Origin of the sequence: Bacillus sp. CH_48, from assembly GCF_038008465.1 — a bacterium.
Classification (GTDB): Bacteria; Bacillota; Bacilli; order Bacillales; family Bacillaceae_G; genus Bacillus_A; species Bacillus_A thuringiensis_S.
The window spans coordinates 5,155,497-5,175,876 of the sequence record NZ_JBBOZF010000001.1; the positions used below are offsets into that span (position 1 = coordinate 5,155,497).

A 20,380-nucleotide genomic window follows, 5' to 3' on the forward strand; every position below is an offset into this window, starting at 1 on the left:
GTGTTTTCGTAAACGGATAAGGGTTCATCAAAGAAATAGAAGAAAGCTGTGCTTTCATCCTATCTCATAGTAAAAAAAGTCCCAAAATCGTATACGTATCCACAATAAGTGTTCACCTATACAATCCCATTCTATTTATAAAGGCAAAACAAAAAGAGGGCGTATTCGTCCCTCCCTCTTTTTCACATATAAGCTTAATAAAGGGTTCCTTTAAAATAGGCAGACCAATCCCGTTCACTCTGTACACAGACAGAGCCTTTGAGCGCTATTCAATTATTGGCACAAAGTATTGAGACGTAATCTGATTAAGATCAAAGGAAGCCCCTCCGTTCATTTTAAGTTACATAAAGTGTAGCATAAGTAATTCGCTTTCACAAGGTTTAACAACCTATATCACACTAAAGAAAATCGTTATATTTTTACTTTAATCGTCATTTTTTGCGAATTTTTCTCACAATAAAAATAACAAAAGCAATTATCAATTTTAGAAACTTCTCGTATATTATTTTTACAACACTCGCTAAATTCCTTCATAGTAAGTTAAGTCGTTCAATACATCAAAAATCTATATTGACATTTTTATAACCTAATATTAGTATCAGGTTATAAAAATAAAAATTAGGAGATGTTCCTATGCATTCTAAATCTCGTATTACTGCAATTGGTACTTATGTTCCAAATCAAATATTGTCTAATAACGATTTAGAAAAGATGGTCCATACGAATGATGAATGGATTGTACAAAGAACAGGAATGAAGGAAAGAAGAATCGCTAGCGAAGAAGAATATTCCTCAAACTTAGCCATTAAAGCAATTAAAAATTTATGTACAACATATAAGAAAAACTTAGAAGATGTCGACTGTATCATTGTCGCTACTACTACTGCTGATTACGTTTTCCCTAGCGTTGCTTGCCAAATACAACAATACTTCAACATACCTCATACACTAGCTTTTGATTTAAATGCAACTTGTGCTGGTTTTACATATGGACTACACGTCGGTAATAGCTTAATCACTTCTGGATCACATGAAAAAGTACTTGTCGTAGCGACAGAGACATTATCTAAAGTTACTGATTATACCGATAGAACGACCTGTATTTTATTCGGTGATGGTGCTGGAGCTATTTTATTAGAAAGAGATGAAGACACCCCAAGCTTTATCGCTGCTCACATGGGAACAAACGGTGATGGCGGCATTCATCTATATAGAACAAACTTATCTACTACTATGAATGGCACACCACTGCAAACAAATGAAAAAATCGTTCAAAATGGAAGAGAAGTATATAAATGGGCAACACGTACAGTGCCAAAAGGCATAAAAGATTTAATACATACCGCAAATATGCCAGTAGATGATATAGACTGGTTCATACCCCACAGCGCTAACTTACGAATGATCGAATCTATTTGCGAAAAATCTCAAATTTCAATACAAAAAACATTAACGAGCGTGGAATATATGGGGAATACCTCTTCAGTCACCATTCCACTCGCTCTAGATTTAGCTATAAAAGAAGGGAAGTTAAATAATGGAGACACACTTTTACTATACGGATTCGGTGGTGGTCTTACACATTTAGGGCTTATTGTAGAGTGGAATTTAATTTAAGTGTATAAAAAGAGGCTCTAGTCAGTAACTAGAACCTCTTTTTCATTTAATTTCTTGCCCCTTTTCGAGACCATATCACAACAGGAATAAGTAATAACGCTAACACGCCTCCAGCCAATGACAATACCGCATAACTTGAATTCGCTACTACCATACCTGACATCGCTCCACCAGAAGCTCCAGCTAGCGCAATAAAAACATCTATTTTCCCTTGTGTTTTAGCACGTGTAGACGGTGTTGTGGAATCAACGATTTGTGCTGTACCACTTATCAATCCGAGGTTCCATCCTAGCCCAAGTAAAGAAAGAGCAACGATTAATAATAATAAAGAATCACTTGGCGCTATCGCAGCTATGACACCCGCTGCAAGTAAAATCACTCCACCAGCTATACTCATTGTAGTTCGGCCAATTTTATCAATTAACATTCCTGTAACGAGAGATGGAAGATACATTGCACCTACATGAAAACCTATCACAAGTCCTACTGCACTTAAACCGTGACCGTGGTGTCCCATATGAACTGGCGTCATCGTCATAATCGCAACCATCACTATTTGCGTAAGTATCATTACGATTGCTCCAACTGTAATACCTCGTTTATTTTCTTTCGCTTCTTCTGTTACTGGTTGCCCTTTATATGTATGTTCCTGTTTATATCTTTCTATTATGTTAGCAATAATTAACGGATCTGGACGAAGCATAACAAAAAGAACTAGACCCGCCAGTATAAATGCTGCTGCCGATAGTATGAACGGACCTGCAAGTTTAGGAACTCCAATTGAATGAGCAAAACTTCCCATTACCCCTACTAAATTTGGTCCTGCAACTGCACCGAAAGTCGTCATTACCATCGTAATACTAACAGCCGTTGCTCTCTGCTTCTTATCTGCTAAATCTGTACCTGCATAACGAGCTTGTAGATTCGTGGCTGTACCGGCACCATATATGAGTAAAGAAATAAGTAAAAGAATAATACTATTTGTTAAAGCTGCCATTACAACACCAATTGCTCCAAATCCACCTACTATGAACCCTGTTGCAAGACCTATCCGGCGTCCATATCGTTGCGAAAGCTTCCCTACTATGAAAGCTGCTAATGCCGATCCTAATGTAAACATAGCAGTTGGTAATCCTGCAAATGCATCTGTTCCAAGCATTTGCTGCGCAAGAAGTGCTCCCACTGTAATACCAGCAGCTAGTCCTGCACCGCCAAACATTTGTGAAATGCTGACGATTATTAACGTTCGTTTGTATAGTTTTTGTTGCTCTTCTTCTGTGTACACATGATTATCTATTAAAGCCCCTGCCTTATCTAGCAATTCCCCATCCTCCTTTTAAAATTAAGCCCTCTTGTTAATGTACTATGTATAACGTTACATATTCAATGGCATTTTCCATTCATCCCTTTCATTCTAAAAAACTTTCTAATCATACTCGACTTATCCCATGCTATATTAAAAATACTACTATTCACAATATGCAAGGAGGAAACAATGAAAAAAACAGGCTGCTATAGCCTGTTTTTCTTTACGCTTCTTCTACTAATCTTCCCCTTCTCTTTTTACTCAAAGCTTTCCCTTCCCAAAACAACAAACTTACGAAAGCACAAATTAAAATAATTGGCACACTTGCTTTATATAAATCTGTAAAACTCATAGCCATCTGATTCTTGGCATAATGATTCACATCATTTGAAAATGTGAGTACCTCTTTCTTTATACTTTCCTCTTGTTTTTCAACTTCTTTTGTCACTTGCCTCATAACTTCTTCTCTTTTTACATCTCTATATTCTACTGGAACTTCTCTTAATATTTCATCCGTCTTGTCGCGAATCAATTCTTCCTTTTTCTCTTTACTTAATCCTATTGTCATTGCATTTTGTTTCTTATTTATATTCGACTCTAAACTTTGATTCTCTATTTTCTCTTTAGTCATTTGTAAAATTTCAGTTTGCTCAGCACTATTCACATGAATATTACGCACCTTTTCTTCTGCATAACGATATACTTTTTCTTTATTTACAGTTAAATTGTGAGTTAAGTTAGAGACAAATATTGCAACCGCCAATACAATTCCAACTTGTCGTAACATTGATACAACACTTTGAGAAGCAGTTAACAGTTCTCCTTCAAATGAAGAAGCACTTAAAACTGTAATTGGCCCCACTACTAAACCATATCCAACACCTAATATCATACACGGAATAATAATTTCTATATTTGTTGAATGAACATCAATCATTTGCAACCAATAGTAGGAAAGCCCCATAACAAGAAATCCTGACAAAATAATAGTTACTTTTCCGAGTTTTTTAATTAAAGTTGCTGCAACTGGTGAGATTAAAAATATCATTGCTGAAATAGGTGTCACTAAAAAAGCCGCTTCAATTTCCGTCCGACCTTGTAGTTTCGTCAAGAACGTTGGAAGCAATACAGTAACTCCAATTAAAAATAAATTACTTAATATAACAACGATAGACGCTCCGACAAACATTCGATCTTGAAATAACTTTAAATTCACCATTGGGTTATGAATCTTTCGTTCTACTAAAACAAATAGAATAAGAGAAATAGTGCTAATTGCATAACAAGACAAAGCAACATTACCTTGCCATCCCCATGTATTACCTTTTACTAATATGAGAGTAAATGAAAAAATTGCTGTGCTACTTAATAGTAGTCCTATCCAATCTATTTTTGAGATAATACGTTCTTCATTTTTTATTTGTAGCATGATGCAACATAACACGATTCCTATTATACAAACCGGAACATTAACGAAGAACACCCATCTCCATCCTAAATTTTGCGTAATAATTCCACCTATCACTGGTCCCATAGCAGCTGACAATCCTTGTGTTACTCCTAAAATCGCAAGCGCAACATGCCTCTTAGCTAATGGCATAGCTGATACACCAATTACCATACTTGTTGGAAATAAAATCGCCGCACCAATACTTTGTATAAAACGAGAAAAAATAAGAAAATCACCTGTATTAGCAAAAGCGCAAAGTACCGATCCACCACCAAAAATCACCAGACCAAGAACATACATCTTTGCTTTTCCAAAGATATCAGCTATCCGCCCTAACGGAATGGCAAGTACTGCAATCGTCATTGTATAAACATTTAATACCCAAGACATCTTTTCTAATGAAGTATTTACACTCGATTGTATTGCTGGTAAAGCTATATTCATAATTGTCGTATCAATCATACAAAGAAAGATACCTAGACACATTAAAAAGACAATCTTAATACCCTTTGATTGTTCCATCTTTATATACCCCTTTATTTATTGTGAACGCGTTTTTCATTCTTCTGTTTTATTGTTTTCTTCCGCCTCTAACTCTTCTAATTTTTTCTTCAAAGTCTCTACTTGTGCACTATACGATGCAATACCTACATCTAGTGAAATTTCTTCGACGAAAGTAATACCTACTCTCCACTTTTCATATTTCAATCGAAGATCTGCAATGTACGCTTCTTTTCTTTCAATTTCATCTTTAATCCATTTTTTTATCGTCACATCATCACTATAGTTGCCAAAATACATTCTCATTAAAAAATCCGAACGTAAAACATCCTTCTCTACAGGCGTCTGCATATATTGATAAAACTCTTCACGTCCTTCATCTGTAATAAAGTACATTTTCTTATTCGGTTTCCCCTCTTGCATGACAACCTCTTTTTTTATTTTCCCCTCATTCTCCAATTGTCGTAACGTTGGATAAATCATTCCAAAACTTCCATCAAAAAAGTGGGTAAATACGTCTTCAAAAACAATTTTAATATCGTAACCAGACATTTCTTTTCCCATTAATAAACCTAAAACAACATCTCTTCCCTTCAAAGTAAAACCCCCACATATTATATAATCAATAATCATATTAACAATGTTAATATGATTATTGATTATATACCTTATTCTGTTAATTGTAAAATGTTTCTAAATAAAAAAGCCCCATAATTTGGTTTTACCAATTCACAGGGCCATTTTCTTATTTACTCCTTCACACCTACATCTTGCAAAACTTCAATATCCTCTTTCATTTCATAATAATAAGAAGGCAATTCTATACCATGTTCTAAGAAATAATCCTCTATGAATGAAATAATGATTTTTAACGTTTTCACACGGGCATACAATTTATCGTTACTTTCAATAATATGCCACTTCGCATTTGGCTTACTTGTTCTTTCAAACATGTCTTCCATCGCTTCAACATACTCATCCCATTTTTCACGATTACGCCAATCTTCATCTGTAATTTTCCATCTTTTCAAAGGATTTTTCTCTCTATCGTTAAATCTCTTTAACTGTTCCTCTTTACTTATATGGTAGAAGAACTTCCCTATTATGTAATGGTCATCTGTTAGTAGTTTTTCAAAATCATTAATCTCATCATATGCTCTCATCCACTCTTCCTTTGTAGCAAAACCTTCAACACGCTCAACTAACACACGACCGTACCATGAGCGATCAAAAATGGTAATTTGCCCGTACTGTGGAATTTTGCGCCAGAAACGTTGCAAATAATGGTAACGTTTTTCATGAGGTGCAGGCGCTCCAATTGGATCTACTTGGAACCCACGTGGGTCAAGATGTTCCGTCACCCGCTTAATTGCCCCACCTTTACCAGCCGCATCCCATCCTTCCATAACAAGCATAACCGCGATTTTTTCTTCTTTCAAAATTTGTTGTAATGCTAATAAGCGCCTTTGATATTTTTCGAGTTTCTTGTTGTACTTAGATTTTGATTCAATTTTTTTCGTTAAATCTACTTTAGCAAGATGTCCATTTTCCATAAAACAAATCCCCCTTGTTGTATGACAATGTTATTTTAACATATTTTTGGTAATTTTTTCATATCCTAAAAAGCTGTGTAGGAACATCTCTACACAGCTTCCTTCTCTAATTTCACATCTACAAGCACATTTAACTACATTAAAATAAATAATTTATACGGAACTCTTAGTATATTCTTTTTTTAAAACGTAAAAATAGCCCTTTTAAAAAGGGCAGTAATCTAAGTATAGAAAAAACAAATTTATTCTTTCTTACTACATACGTAATTATGCCAGCTATAAGAGTAGTGAATAAGATATTGATTCACTACTCACAATACTCACTTTACATTATATGGTATATTTACTCGTAAAAAGAAGATAATAACAAGTAAATCCATTAAAGAATGGGAGCTCTCAAAAAATGAAACGAAAAATATTAACTCTCTTTACGCTTATATGTTTAGCACTACCAATGCAAGCTAGTGCTTACACATTTCAGTCACTACCGATTGCGTCAAAGTCTAAACAATGGTATGTCGAAATTGATAAATCTCATAACTCAAACAAGCAAGCAATCCAGCCAAAGCAAGGTGTATTTGATACGTATAGTTTACTCGTAAAAAACATCGGTCATGATGTATCAAACGTATCTGTGGAAATACTTGATAACAATCCTACCTCTAAGGCTACCTTTAAACCTACTACACCTAATGAAAATATTTCTAAAAGTCATACAAGCTTTGAGTACATGGTATTCCCATTAGACTTTAATAGTCATAATTTTAAAGTTGTGATCACTTGGGAAGAAAAGAATTTCTCTTATAACGGCCATCCGGTAAATGAAGGTAAAAAAATGAAACAAACATTTGTATTTAATGAAGAATAAGTCCTAATTTCTTTAGGGCTTATTCTTCTTTTTTGAAACCTGCTTGTATCGCTTCCGTCACTTTTTTTGTGATTTCTAATTTTGTTGCTTCGATACTAATTTTTTGCGCCAAATATGTATGGAAGGCTTTTCATTACAAAGTTGTTTTATTAATACTGGTTGATTATATGCTAGGTTATTTTCTATATAGGTCTAGCCCTCTTTTCCCATATAATCAATTAAATCGACGAATACTCGGTACAGACAATGCTATTCCAATTGTTAAAATTACTAAACTAGCTAGTGTTATAATAGTTATCTCGCCACCTATGACAGTAGCTAACCAGCCTACAACTACATACCCTAATGGCAATAAAGCAAAAGAACCCAACATATCAAGACTTGCCACTCTTCCGAATGCTTCTTCTGGTACAAGTTCCTGTAAACTCGTTTCCCAAATGAGTCCAAATATCATCATGCCAAATCCTTCAATTGCCATTAAGAATATTAAAGCGGGTGCCCAAGAAATGAATGGCATAATTAATAAAGCAATACCACTCATTAAAACACCTCCATAAGCCAGTAATCCTCTCTTATGCCACCGCTCTTTCCCACCAAATATTAATGCAGCAATTACAGCCCCACCACCAGAAAAGGCCATGCCAAGTCCATACACGTAAGCTTCAAAATGATGATGAACATTAAATAACCACGGAATTAATACGACGATAATGCCGGCATAACAAATATTTATAAAAGAAAAAACTAAAATTGTAATCCACAGCCACGGATGACTTTTTAAAACTAATACACCTTCCATAAACTCTTGTTTGTAATTAAGCTTACTCTTTTCAATGGGTTTTACTTTTTCAAACTTAATTTCTTTTAAAAATAATAAACATAAAAATGATAATAAGTACGTTACTGCATCTAGTCCGAAACCTATCCCTGCAGACGCAACCGATACGATTAACCCACCAAGTGCTGGTCCAATTAATCGTATACCTTGATTACTCATTTGAGTGAGTGCGTTAGCTGCATTACGAATTTCAGGAACGAATACTTTCGCCCTTACAGCAGAATATGCTGGTTGGAATATCCCTTCCATAAGTCCGTATAAGGCAACGAGAATGTATAAAACTGTAATTGTTAATAAATCCATAAATATAAGCGATGCAAGTAATAGCATTAATATACAGCGGAGTATATCCGTAAATAACATTAATTTAACCCGATCAATTCGGTCTACAATTAAACCTGCAAACGGTAAAGCGAGAATATTAGGTAGCATGGACATTGCCATTGTCATTCCCATCACAACTGTTGAGCCAATTAATGAATACACAACAACTGGGAGTATGACCATAGTTATCGAACTACCTAAGGCCGAGAGTAATTGTCCAATCCATAAAAATTTAAAGTGTGGTGATACTTTAACCGGTAATAATAATTTACCAACATAACCTAAACTTTTCTCCTTTTGTATTTCTCCTTGCATGTCTCTTCCCTCTTTTCGAATGACTATAGAATTTATAATTTATAACTTAAAATTTATAATATTCAATTTATAATTATATAAGAAACAATTATGTTATGGTAAAATTATCAAAAAAATATAAAGGAGAATACATCATTATGCCTCTAAATTCACATAACATCGAACACCAGATCTATACAATGTGTATGATCCAACGTAACAATGAAGTTTTACTCATAAAACGCCCCAACCATCGAGGTTTCCCTGGCTACATCGCTCCTGGCGGCAAAGTAGATTTCCCCGAAAGTATCGTTCAAGCCGCTATAAGAGAAGTAAAAGAGGAAACTGGATTACTTGTTTCGAATTTAACTTTTAAAGGATTAGATGAATATGTAAATCCGAAAGGTAATGTTCGGTACATGGTATTTAACTACTGGACAGACTCATTTGAAGGTGAACTTCTTTTAAACCCTCCTGAGGGCGAATTATTATGGATACCAATCGATACAGCACTACATCTTCCTATGCAAGATTGGTTTAAAGAGAGATTCCCATTATTTTTTGAAACAGGCACTTTTGAAATTCAACGTGTTTGGGATAATGAGCTAAATAAACAAATTTCTATGACAATTACCCATACATAAAAAAAGCTTGGAAACCTGTCCAAGCCTTTCTTACTTCTAAGTAATTTTTTCAATCTTATAATGAATATGTAAAAATTTAAGTCCAAATATCCACATGCTATGATGAGCTGTTAACATTTTATCCTTATCCTCTGTAATGACGAAAGTCTCTGCTAACGGTAAACGGATTGTTAAGAACCGAGTATGTAAATAAATACCCTCATCTCCCTGACCATTTTCTCTTAACTTACTAGTAATGATTAAATCATGACTATCATTATATATTTTCAAAATACCAGTCATATTCGAATAAGGTAAAGGTAAGGCGATATTCATATATGTCTCATTCTTATTTGTATGCTTTGAATAAAGAGCTACAAAAATAGATTCACCTGCTTCATTTTTCCTTAGCCAAGCCCTTACATTCTCTCTTCCATCTTTCTCATCCATTACACCAATGATAGAGCCATGCATCGGTTCCCACTTGTCGCCCATTCCTAAATGTATTTGTCCTACACGCTTGCTCATTTTCTCATAACAAAATGCAAATGGGCGGAACCAACGAGCCCATTTAATATTTGATTGCAACTCATACTCTGTTGTATTTTCATAAAAACGAATAATACTTAAAGGTACCTTCGTCACGTCAAATGACTCACTATGAAAGTCATTTACTTTATCAACTAAACCGTTGTATTCCTTACTGCCTACTAAGTTGCCGCTATATAAAAAAGCCTCACCAATTGCCACACTTCCTCTTAATTTACTCATTGGTTTCCCATAGTATTTATAATTCGGAACACTCTTTTCGATCATCCAGCCGACAAATGCCGGTAACGCTACTCCAATTCCGTTGACAACACCGTGAATCCAAACCATTTGAGCAATTGTAATCGTCATTACATGCTTCAAATTCCCGTATGAGTATATAAGTGAGAACATAATTGTAACCATGAGTGTACTAGACGAAACGATTAGAAGAATCTTTGCACTGATAGCATTAAATTTTGCTCTCCAAACGTAAAATCCATACCCATAAATCGCACATAAATATAGAAACACTGCAAAAAATTCAAATATTCTCGAGTATGTAATTCCTATTGCGACTGTCATAGGTGAAATCATGATGATAAACATAATAACATCATATACTTTACTTCTCTTTTCTCTTTTTCTCCCTATTAAACCAGCTGATAATGGCAATAGAAACGCCGAATAATGAAAATGTGCAGCTGTGAGTAAAACAATGTCAGAGCTAAACTGCATAATTGAAAGTTTTGCTACTGAAGCAAAAAACCAAAAACCACCTAAAAACAAATAAATAAACGCACTATCTATGGCGGTCTCTTCTAACGGCTTCCATCCTCTTTCTAGCAATCTACTTACACCAAATAACGCAACAATTCCTGTATATACAAACCAAACTAGCGCAAATACATAGTGATTTGTGACGAAAGCTAGCATTGCACAAATTGCTGCAATTGGATATAAAAACGATACGAATTTATAAAATAATAAATACGAGCCATCTCTTTTTCTTTTATCAATAATACAAAGTGACATTGGTATAAATAATAAAACAGATAATAATATAATTGCTTCAACAGGATTTATATTCGACCGCTCACATAATAGAAAAACAACATAACCAGCAAGCCCAAATATTATATTTTTCATATCGTTTATTTCCTTTCCACAAATGTTCCCTTATATGAAAAAAGCGAGCCAATTAACGGGTTTCGTACTTGTACATGAATTCGAAAACACTGTAGTGTTGCATCATAACTTTCAACAATTTTTGCTTCACCATACAAGAATTTTGGCAACGGAATTTTTCTTCCAAACATATAAAACCATTGTTTCTTTGAAGTAATATGCATTGCCCCTAACTCATCGATATGAAAATGTAGTGTAGAAACGAGTAAATGTGGTTCGCCAAAATAATCTACAATTTCATTTTCGTTTTCATCCAATTGCATAACTGCGTTAAAATATCTTTTCTTATTATGAAAATAAAAAGTACGGTTCCACCTTACTAATTCTTGTCCATATTCATCTCGCTCAGCTATGTTTTGTATCGTAAATGGAATTTCCTCTCCTCGTTCCGAGAAAAATATTCGAAACTTCGATGCAATTTTTAATATGAATTTTACGAAAAAAGAACCACCGTAAATTTCATCCATCTTTCCTTCCCCTGTAAAACTATTTTCTTCTGTAATCGCATAACGCTTCTGCAATTCAGGATGAAGATTTTTATAGATATCCCCTAATAATCGTTCATACATATTAGCCATACACTTATCCCTTTCTCGTCCTCTTGCAATTTTTCGCGCTTGGTAAATCGAAACTATTTATATAACCGATAATTGATAACCCCATTAGAAGAATATTTAATGTAATCGGATTAAACGGACCTGTAAAACTTGCGATATTCGTAAATCCTGCCGCTATCGTTAAAACCAATAACACAATAATATGCAGTATAAATAATTTTCGTTTTGTTAGTGGCAACAGCCATACGACACCGAAAATTATTTCTAACACCCCAATTATTTTAAGTATATATACACTATTTTCATTTGAACCGATTAATACAGAAAGCATCTTTACTTCTTCTGAATGAGTAAACAGTAGTTTCGGCACTATCCCTTGATATATCCATACAAAAGCAAATAAAGAACATACGAGCCAATACGTCATTGTTCTTCTAATTAGTAACCTAGGATGAAGCCCCTTTTCTAACCATAATTTTAAGGCATCAAAACTCCAAGCGGTCGCCCAACCTAATAACGGACGAAAAATATAGGAATCTATTACATTTCCTATACGACCAAATCTTGTATCATAATCATATTGTGTCTCAAAATGGATGTATTCTTTATTCGGCGTATACTTCCAATAACCACGTCCTATTTGAATAAGAGATAATGTATTATCCGTCCAAAATTTTAAAGAGGAAATTCTTTCACCAGTTTCTTTTCTTATTTCACCTATTGATTCCCCTTCTCCAGCTATTTCAAGCCCAAATCCAATCTTTGTTTTATACAAAAACTTCTGTGGTTCTCCTTCTTTTTTCTCTAAATACGAAATTTCAGTAAAGCGAGCATCCCACTCTGTATGTATATCTGGTTCTTGCGTATATTCCCATAATTTTTCCATCGTCGTGTTCATTTTTGTCGCAACATAAATAGGCTGTTTCCTTTTCATTCTCCCCACCTCCTATGCACTATAAGTTTAATGTACATGCAATGAATTTATTTTGCTACATTTTTCACAAACTTCCTCATAAAAAAGAAAGAATTTTTAAAATATATATAAAACACTTGATTCCACGAAAAATTTAAATTATTATAAAACAAATGTTACCAACAACTTCATAAATCAAACACTCTCGCCTAAAACGTGAGATAGAGGTTGCGATACTTATGAGTATTCTAATGGAGACACAGAGATGTCTATGAACTTAGATGAAAGGAAGTATTGCCGAAATTGATAAATTTCTCTGCATTTATCAATTGGGGCTGTTTTCGAATAGAAACAGAACTGTCATATGTACAGACGTGTACATATGAAGAGCTATCTACAAAAAAGAGATATCATTTTTTTATGATATTCCTTTTTTGGCGGTTTTTTTATTAGCTCCGTTTTCTGTTTCCCTTTTCCTGTAACAGCACCATCCTCACTTATTTGAGATGGTGTTTTTTGTTTGTCTTTCTGGTAACTACAGGAGTATTGGGATTTATATATTTCCTAATCTATTCTTAAAAATAGACGAAAGAAGGAATTTGTAATGGAAACAATTGTTCAAAAATTTGGTGGCACTTCTGTCGGAAGCGTCGAACGCATTCAACATGTAGCAAATTTAATTATTGAAGAATATGAACGAGGTCATAGCATTGTCTCTGTCGTTTCAGCAATGGGAAAAAGCACAGATGAACTTGTCGCACTCGCTAACGCTATCACAGAAAATCCAAGTAAACGTGAAATGGATATGCTTCTATCTACAGGAGAACAAGTAACTATTTCATTATTAACAATGGCACTGCAAGCAAAAGGCTATCATGCAATTTCATTAACAGGGTGGCAAGCAGGTATTACGACAGAATCTGTACATAGTAGTGCACGGATTACTGACATTCATACAGATCGTATTCAATCTTATCTTGCTGAAGGCACGATTGTTATCGTAGCTGGTTTCCAAGGTATAAGTGTAGAAAATGAAATTACAACGCTTGGCCGTGGTGGTTCTGATACGACTGCTGTCGCACTAGCCGCTGCACTTAAAGCAAAAAAATGTGATATTTATACGGATGTGACAGGCGTATATACGACGGACCCACGAGTTGTAAAAGATGCTTACAAATTAGATGAAATTTCTTATGACGAAATGTTAGAGCTTGCTAATCTCGGTGCTGGCGTATTACACCCGCGCGCTGTTGAGTTTGCTAAAAATCATAACGTAGTTTTAGAAGTTCGCTCAAGTATGGAACAAGAAAACGGAACAATTGTAAAAGGAGAATGTAACATGGAACAACAATCAATCGTTAAAGGTATTGCATTTGAGGATAACATTACACGTGTCACAATTAAAGGACTAGAACAAGGCTCGCTTTCAACAGTTTTCTCTACATTAGCAGCAGCACACATTAATGTAGATATCATCATTCAAAGTATTACAAATGAAGGAACTGTACATCTCTCCTTCTCCATTCACTCGAATGATTTAAGAGAAACTTTAAAAGTTTTGGAACAAAATCAAGAAACTCTTCACTACGAATCTGTAGAACATGAAAATCACTTAGCAAAAGTATCAATCGTAGGATCTGGCATGGTATCTAACCCTGGTGTCGCTGCAAATATGTTCACTACTTTAAAAGAAGAAAATATTCATATCAAAATGGTAAGTACATCAGAAATTAAAGTGTCTGTCGTTATTGACCGCCTTCATTTAGTAACAGGTGTTGAGGCGTTGCATCAATCATTTATGGCGAAAATTGAGCCTTTAGTGCAAATGAGCTAATTTGATATTTTCAGTAACGCTTATAAAAAAATCATATTAATCTACTTCCTTCCTATTAAATAAAATGCTGTTCGTTAACAAGATGCTATATGACATATAAAAAAACACCTTGTCACCTTTTCATATACTATGACAAGGTGTTTTTGACTGAAAGGAATTTGTAACTACTTAGTAGTATAATTATGAGGATGATTAAATAATAAACTTTTATACATAAGGAGATAAGACTATGGCAAAAAACAAATTACTACGAATGGACAATGTCAGCATCGTTGTAGAATCCCTTGATAACGCAATCTCTTTCTTCGAGGAGATTGGCTTGAACCTCGAAGGGCGAGCCACTGTCGAAGGTGAATGGGCTGGTCGCGTAACTGGACTCGGCTCTCAGTGCGTAGAGATTGCTATGATGGTCACTCCAGATGGCCACAGCCGAATTGAACTTTCGCGATTTCTCACCCCACCTACTGTATCAGATCACCGAAATACTCCTGTAAACGCCCTCGGTTATCTACGCGTCATGTTCACCGTTGAAGACATTGACGAAATGGTATCCAGACTCACTAAGCATGGTGCAGAACTCGTTGGCGAAGTAGTTCAATACGAGAACTCGTATCGTCTCTGCTACATTCGTGGAGTCGAAGGAATTTTAATCGGTTTAGCGGAAGAACTCGGTAATAAATAAGCAAGTGACGTTTTATAAAAAAGAAGGAATAGCTCTATATTTAAGCTATTCCCTCACTTCTATTAAAACAGATGAATGTTTTCTTTTTTACAAGCTGCACGTAAATCGTCAGGCCATACAGAAGATTGAACTTCACCGATATGTGCTTTACGTAAGAAGTACATGCACATTCTTGATTGTCCAATGCCACCGCCGATTGTTAATGGTAGTACGTCTTCTAATATACCTTTATGGAAATCATACTCACGTTTGAAGTCTTCACCAGTTTTCGTTAACTGCTCACCAAGTGATTTACTATCAACACGAATTCCCATTGATGATAATTCAAATGAAGATTGTAGTACTGGGTGCCAGAATAAAATATCACCGTTTAATTTCCAATCGTCATAATCAGCCGCGCGTCCATCATGCTTTTCACCTGAACGAAGTGCATCACCAATTCCAATAATAAAGACTGCACCGTGTTCTTTCGCAATTGCGTGTTCACGATCTTTCGGTGTTAATTCTGGATATTTATCTTCTAGTTCTTGAGAAGTAATGAAAACAATCTCTTCTGGTAAATACTTTCCAAGGAACGGATATTTTTCAAATAAGTGATCTTCTAAATCTTTGAATATTCCATAAATTGTTTGTACTGTTTTTTGTAAGTAATCGACAGTACGCCATTCTTTTTGAACGATTTTTTCCCAATCCCATTGGTCAACGTAAATGGAATGCGTTGCATCAAGTTCTTCATCACGACGAATCGCGTTCATGTTTGTATATAAACCTTCACCAGCTTCGTATCCGTATTCATGTAATGCAAATCGTTTCCATTTCGCTAGTGAATGAACAATTTCTAATTCTTCTCCTGAATGTAACATATCAAATTCAATTGGGCGTTCTACACCGTTCAGGTGATCGTTTAATCCTGATTTTTTCGTTACGAATAATGGTGCAGATACGCGGAATAGTTCAAGGCGTTTTGCTAATTGGTCCTCGAAAAATGTTTTAACTTCCTTAATTGCGATTTGAGTCTCTCTTACTGTCATTAATGATTGATACATGGTGGTTTCCTCCTAAAATGTTTGGATGTTGTGAAAAGAAGCCAACAAAAAAAGCCCTTCTTTCCCAAAAAACTGGGACGAAAGGCTTTGGTTCCGCGGTACCACCCAAATTAGCAACAGAGGTTGCTCACTTATACAGTACGGAGATGAAATATCTCGATACTGTTCTTCTTGTAACGGCGAAGTTCCCGGCTAAGTCTACTTTCCTATAAAGGATTTCGGTTAGCAACTCCAGGAGGTTCTTCATAATAGGCTTCGTATCAGGCTCACACCACCCCTGACTCGCTTAAACTACGTCCTACTACTACTCGTCCTTTCATAGTCGTTTTGTTGTCACATCTCTGAAACATTTTATTAATGATTATTCTATACAAAAAATAAAGAAAGTCAACAAAAAGTTTTAAAATGTTTTTCAATTCTTTATTTTACGGCTTTATTGATTGTTGTTAATTTAACATCTTTACTTTTTCTGCCTCGTCAATCCAAAAAATGTTTCACTGATCGAAACTAACGTATACACAACAATTAATGTGATCGTTCGGAATATCGAATCCGCAGTATTTCTTATTATTTTCATTTTCTTTATAATTCCTTTCAGTTTACTTGCAATTTCATGATATACTATAGCATTCAAGCAGTTTATTTTTACTTAAAGTAATCATAGTCATTTATAAAGAGTATTTTCTAAATCATTGACTATTATCAAATAAGATTTTTATATAACGGAGTGATCATATGAGTAAAACGAAAGCAAAACCGAAAAAAGGTGTAGGACAAGGTACAGGAAGTAAAGGATGGAACCGTTGGCAATCAAGTGCAAAGAAAAAGGCAGCTGCCAAACCATACAAAAGTAAAGGTACAAAGAAGTAATTTAAATAACATTTGATTTCTTTACTTTGTAAAAAACAAAATATAATTATTACAACAAAAAAGCTATGCCCCTCATAAATTTGAAGGCATAGCTTTTTTATATTAAATCATTAAAATATCTCGAATTTCTTCCTCTGTGATTGAGGACAATTTCTCTTCTCCCGGCTCAATCACTTCAGCGATTAAATTTTTCTTACTTTCTTGCAGTTCATGCATTTTCTCCTCAATTGTTCCCTGAGCTACTAGCTTTATAACTTGCACTGTATTTTTTTGTCCCATTCGATACGCTCTATCGGCCGCTTGTTGTTCAACAGCTGGATTCCACCATAAATCATATAATATTACTGTATCTGCACCAGTTAAATTAAGTCCGGTACCACCAGCTTTTAAAGAAATGAGAAAGAGATCTTCTTCTCCTTCGTTAAACCGATCGCACAGCTCTACACGTTCCTGCGCTGGTGTACTCCCGTCTAAATAAAAGTATGGAATTGCTTGTCGATTTAACTCACGACCAATAATAGAAAGCATCTTCGTAAATTGAGAAAAAATTAATATTCTCTTCCCTGTACTTCTACATTCCTCTAGAATCTCTAACAGTTGTTCAAATTTAGCTGAACTTCCTTTGTAATCATCAACAAATAAAGCGGGATGACAACAAATTTGTCGCAATCTCGTTAAACCAGCTAAAATTCTAATTTTATTTTTACGTAACGTGTCTTTGTCTAAATGCTTCAACGTTTCTTCCCTTAACTTCGCTAAATAAGCAGCATAGAGACTCTTTTGATCGGGTAATAACTCCGATGATTGTAAGTGCTCTATTTTCTCTGGCAACTCATTTAATACGTCCCCTTTTAACCGTCTTAATACGAATGGTTTCACTCGCTTCGCTATATCTTCACGCCTTAAATCACCGAACTCTTTTCTTCCTGGTAATAATTCCGGGAAAACGACATGGAAGATAGACCATAGCTCTTCTAATGAATTTTCTACAGGTGTCCCCGTTAGTCCGAAACGGTATTCAGCTTGAATTGTTTTCACAGCTCTTGCCGTTTGTGTTGTAGGGTTTTTAAACGCCTGTGCTTCATCAAGAAATAGTGTATGAAATGGTCTTGCATATAATCTTATATCTCTTCTCAGTAATGGATATGACGTAATTATGACATCAAATTCCGCTATATCTTTCAAAATCTTCCGGCGCTCTGCTTGGTTTCCATCTGCAATAACCGCTCTAATATGCGGGGCGAATTTTTTCAATTCACTAAACCAATTATAAACAAGAGATGATGGTGAAACGACTAATATAGGCAGCTTCTTTTCTCGAATCTCAGGCAAAACAGAATCTATAAAAGCAATGCTTTGCAACGTTTTTCCAAGTCCCATATCATCTGCCAAAATACCGCCAAAACGGTAATAAGCAAGTGTTTTCATCCATTCGAACCCATATACTTGATACTTTCTCATTTCTGCATTTAAAGTATTTGGCACAGCAAACTTTAATTTTTTCGGATTTTGAATGTTTTCTACTAACTCTTGAACAGAATCATCCACACTTAAAACATTGCCTTCATGAAGTCCATTCATCCATTTTACACTCCGAATAAGCGGAACATTTACCTCTTCTCCATGTAAAAATTCTTTCCGAATACCTGATTCTTTTATAAACTGATTAATTTCATTAAACTCTTTACTCTCTAGCGATAAAAAAGAACCGTTCGCCAATCGATAATATTTACGTTTCTCTTCAAGGGCCGCTAATACACCTTTAATTTCTGCTTCTGGTATTCCTTTTATATCAAAACGAAATGACAACCAATCAATTCTTTCTTTTCTTCTCACTCTAATAAGAGGAACTACATCCCCTTTACTAATTCGCAATTTAATTGCTGTCGTCGCATAAATATCAACTAAACCTTTTAATGTTGGCACGACGTGATATAAAAAGTTATACTCAGCTTCTTCATTATGCATAAAGTAACCGCCTTCTGTTTTTGCAAAGGCACTTTCACTCATAATGTCTAAAATCTCTTTTTCCTTTTTCTCATCACGATTAAAAACAGACGGCTGTCCATCCTCTTCTAGCGGATTAATCATGACGTTCCCATAGTGAAATTCAAGACCTGCTAATAAGCGATTTTTCACGCGGTCTAAATACAATTTCGCTTTTAGCGAAGGTGTTTCAACACGATCCGATATTACTTCATCAATGTGTACAGTTCCGAGCTTCATTAATCCTGGTACAACTTTCCCGACGAAATGTTCCATCTTACTTTCTGGAATATAAAACTGATTACTATTTGAGCGACTTATCATCTTTTGTAATTCAATAAGTCGCATACAATCTTCAATGTGTAAGTGATATAATTTCCCATCGTAAAGTGCATTGTTATACATATCCATAACTCGTACACGATTTAGACCATCTATATGAATTGTAAATCCGCCATTATTTCCCTTTTTAAATTCAAAGTGTAACGGCAACAAACCTTTTGAAACTTGTAATCCCTGAAACAGTTGTTCATTTTGTTTCAGCTGTACATATTCAACTTTAGAAAGTGAAGAGAGCATATCTTTCCATGAAGCTGGTGGTATGAATATCATACTTTCATCTTGTTTCGCATGTACTTCTAGCGCATCCTCATACATTTTTTCGTTATGATACATTTTAATGAGCTGCTGGATAATCGCATCCGTTTCTTGTTTAAAACTATGTACATCTGGCGTATATGTAAATTCATTTGAACAATGAAAAGACTCTCTTTTCTCCACCTTAGAAAGAAATTCTCTAATATGATTTATGAAATACACTTTGGCAAGTTTCAATTGAATTCCAAGTAGAGCTCCACCACTTCTCGTAGCTACTGGTGTACATATAAACTCAACATCTAATATTTCGCGTGTATCAAAACGGTGTTGTTTACTTTTTGGCCTCAGTGGTTTGTCCGCAAACAGCTGAAACATACCACTTGTCAATTGATCGTTTCTGTTACTAGTGGAGCTCATTCCACCTGTTTGTTGATTATAGTTTATTTGTATTAATACTGCTGCAACATGTTGACAATACGTTTGAAAAGACGATAATGAAGGACAACTACATTTTGCAACAACATCACCCTTTTTAGCTTTTTCTACTGTAACATGGAAATCCTCGTTCCCTTTTACTGTAGCCTCGCAAATTTCTTTATTTTTATCATAATGATTTATTATCACTTTATTTGATTTATAATAGGCTTCACCTCTTTTATATGAGGTCTCTCCGCACACTTCTTTAATAATCGATTTATTCAATGTGAAACTCATCGCTTTGACACTTCCTTAATATAAAACCATTTTCTCTTACTTAACATTTTACATGCTCCACGAGAAAATATAAAATGTTGATTTAACAAAA

16 protein-coding genes, 1 riboswitch and 1 other annotated feature are annotated in these 20,380 nt (G+C 34.9%); of the genes, 6 read left to right on the top strand and 10 right to left on the bottom strand.

The features are described 5' to 3' along the window. The first annotated feature begins 633 nt into the window (after positions 1–633). Positions 634–1,617 (top strand): ketoacyl-ACP synthase III, encoded by a 984-nt coding sequence (locus tag N2V92_RS25960; RefSeq protein ID WP_000555770.1) that lies wholly within the window; start codon positions 634–636, stop codon positions 1,615–1,617. A 46-nt stretch (positions 1,618–1,663) separates the two neighbouring features. On the opposite strand, the gene N2V92_RS25965 is transcribed toward N2V92_RS25960, so the two are convergent. From N2V92_RS25965 to N2V92_RS25980, 4 genes are all read right to left on the bottom strand, one after another. Beyond that, a complete protein-coding gene (locus N2V92_RS25965; protein WP_000884518.1) occupies positions 1,664–2,938 on the bottom strand; it encodes an MFS transporter in 1,275 nt (424 codons plus the stop codon). Between the two features lie 208 nt (positions 2,939–3,146). Beyond that, the gene (locus N2V92_RS25970) at positions 3,147–4,895 is read right to left on the bottom strand and encodes an MFS transporter (RefSeq protein WP_000438125.1); all 1,749 of its coding nucleotides are present in this window, start codon (positions 4,893–4,895) and stop codon (positions 3,147–3,149) included. A gap of 36 nt (positions 4,896–4,931) precedes the next feature. After that, positions 4,932–5,471 carry a PadR family transcriptional regulator gene (locus N2V92_RS25975; protein WP_000678344.1) on the bottom strand — a complete coding sequence of 180 codons (540 nt, stop codon included), beginning with the start codon at positions 5,469–5,471 and terminating at the stop codon, positions 4,932–4,934. Between the two features lie 152 nt (positions 5,472–5,623). Then, positions 5,624–6,427, bottom strand: a complete 804-nt coding sequence (locus N2V92_RS25980) for a polyphosphate kinase 2 family protein (RefSeq protein WP_000427314.1) — start codon at positions 6,425–6,427, stop codon at positions 5,624–5,626. 403 nt (positions 6,428–6,830) lie between these two features. On the opposite strand from N2V92_RS25980, the gene N2V92_RS25985 reads away from it, so the two are divergent. Further along, the gene (locus N2V92_RS25985) at positions 6,831–7,295 is read left to right on the top strand and encodes a hypothetical protein (RefSeq protein WP_000823338.1); all 465 of its coding nucleotides are present in this window, start codon (positions 6,831–6,833) and stop codon (positions 7,293–7,295) included. A gap of 214 nt (positions 7,296–7,509) precedes the next feature. Here N2V92_RS25985 and N2V92_RS25990 read toward each other — a convergent pair whose 3' ends face one another. Beyond that, positions 7,510–8,772 carry an MFS transporter gene (locus tag N2V92_RS25990; RefSeq protein ID WP_016077879.1) on the bottom strand — a complete coding sequence of 421 codons (1,263 nt, stop codon included), beginning with the start codon at positions 8,770–8,772 and terminating at the stop codon, positions 7,510–7,512. Between the two features lie 137 nt (positions 8,773–8,909). Between N2V92_RS25990 and N2V92_RS25995 the strand changes: the two genes are divergently transcribed. Continuing rightward, positions 8,910–9,395 (top strand): 8-oxo-dGTP diphosphatase, encoded by a 486-nt coding sequence (locus N2V92_RS25995; protein ID WP_001130579.1) that lies wholly within the window; start codon positions 8,910–8,912, stop codon positions 9,393–9,395. Positions 9,396–9,431: 36 nt separating this feature from the next. On the opposite strand, the gene N2V92_RS26000 is transcribed toward N2V92_RS25995, so the two are convergent. The 3 genes from N2V92_RS26000 to N2V92_RS26010 are packed head-to-tail and all read right to left on the bottom strand — an operon-like array spanning position 9,432 to position 12,581. Next, entirely contained in the window at positions 9,432–11,051 is a 1,620-nt protein-coding gene (locus N2V92_RS26000; protein WP_016077880.1) for a YndJ family protein, read from the bottom strand. Positions 11,052–11,056: 5 nt separating this feature from the next. Beyond that, positions 11,057–11,668, bottom strand: coding sequence for a DUF4166 domain-containing protein (locus N2V92_RS26005; protein ID WP_000002624.1), 612 nt, complete (start codon positions 11,666–11,668; stop codon positions 11,057–11,059). Positions 11,669–11,672: 4 nt separating this feature from the next. Beyond that, the gene (locus tag N2V92_RS26010; protein WP_016077881.1) at positions 11,673–12,581 is read right to left on the bottom strand and encodes a DoxX-like family protein; all 909 of its coding nucleotides are present in this window, start codon (positions 12,579–12,581) and stop codon (positions 11,673–11,675) included. Positions 12,582–12,774: 193 nt separating this feature from the next. Then, a riboswitch (Lysine riboswitch) is annotated at positions 12,775–12,961 on the top strand. 203 nt (positions 12,962–13,164) lie between these two features. Between N2V92_RS26010 and N2V92_RS26015 the strand changes: the two genes are divergently transcribed. Both N2V92_RS26015 and N2V92_RS26020 read left to right on the top strand, forming a co-directional pair. Beyond that, positions 13,165–14,394: an aspartate kinase gene (locus tag N2V92_RS26015; protein ID WP_000448034.1), complete on the top strand. Its 1,230-nt coding sequence runs from the start codon at positions 13,165–13,167 to the stop codon at positions 14,392–14,394. Positions 14,395–14,623: 229 nt separating this feature from the next. Continuing rightward, complete coding sequence (locus N2V92_RS26020) at positions 14,624–15,076, top strand: VOC family protein (protein ID WP_001107268.1); 453 nt, start codon at positions 14,624–14,626, stop codon at positions 15,074–15,076. A gap of 62 nt (positions 15,077–15,138) precedes the next feature. On the opposite strand, the gene asnA is transcribed toward N2V92_RS26020, so the two are convergent. Beyond that, positions 15,139–16,122, bottom strand: coding sequence for an aspartate--ammonia ligase (asnA, locus tag N2V92_RS26025; RefSeq protein ID WP_016077882.1), 984 nt, complete (start codon positions 16,120–16,122; stop codon positions 15,139–15,141). Positions 16,123–16,192: 70 nt separating this feature from the next. Then, positions 16,193–16,451 (bottom strand) — a binding site (T-box leader). A gap of 406 nt (positions 16,452–16,857) precedes the next feature. Here asnA and N2V92_RS26030 point away from each other — a divergent pair. After that, entirely contained in the window at positions 16,858–16,992 is a 135-nt protein-coding gene (locus N2V92_RS26030) for a DUF3934 domain-containing protein (protein ID WP_000047588.1), read from the top strand. Positions 16,993–17,094: 102 nt separating this feature from the next. Here N2V92_RS26030 and N2V92_RS26035 read toward each other — a convergent pair whose 3' ends face one another. Then, positions 17,095–20,289, bottom strand: a complete 3,195-nt coding sequence (locus N2V92_RS26035) for a DEAD/DEAH box helicase (protein WP_016077883.1) — start codon at positions 20,287–20,289, stop codon at positions 17,095–17,097. Positions 20,290–20,380: the final 91 nt, after the last annotated feature.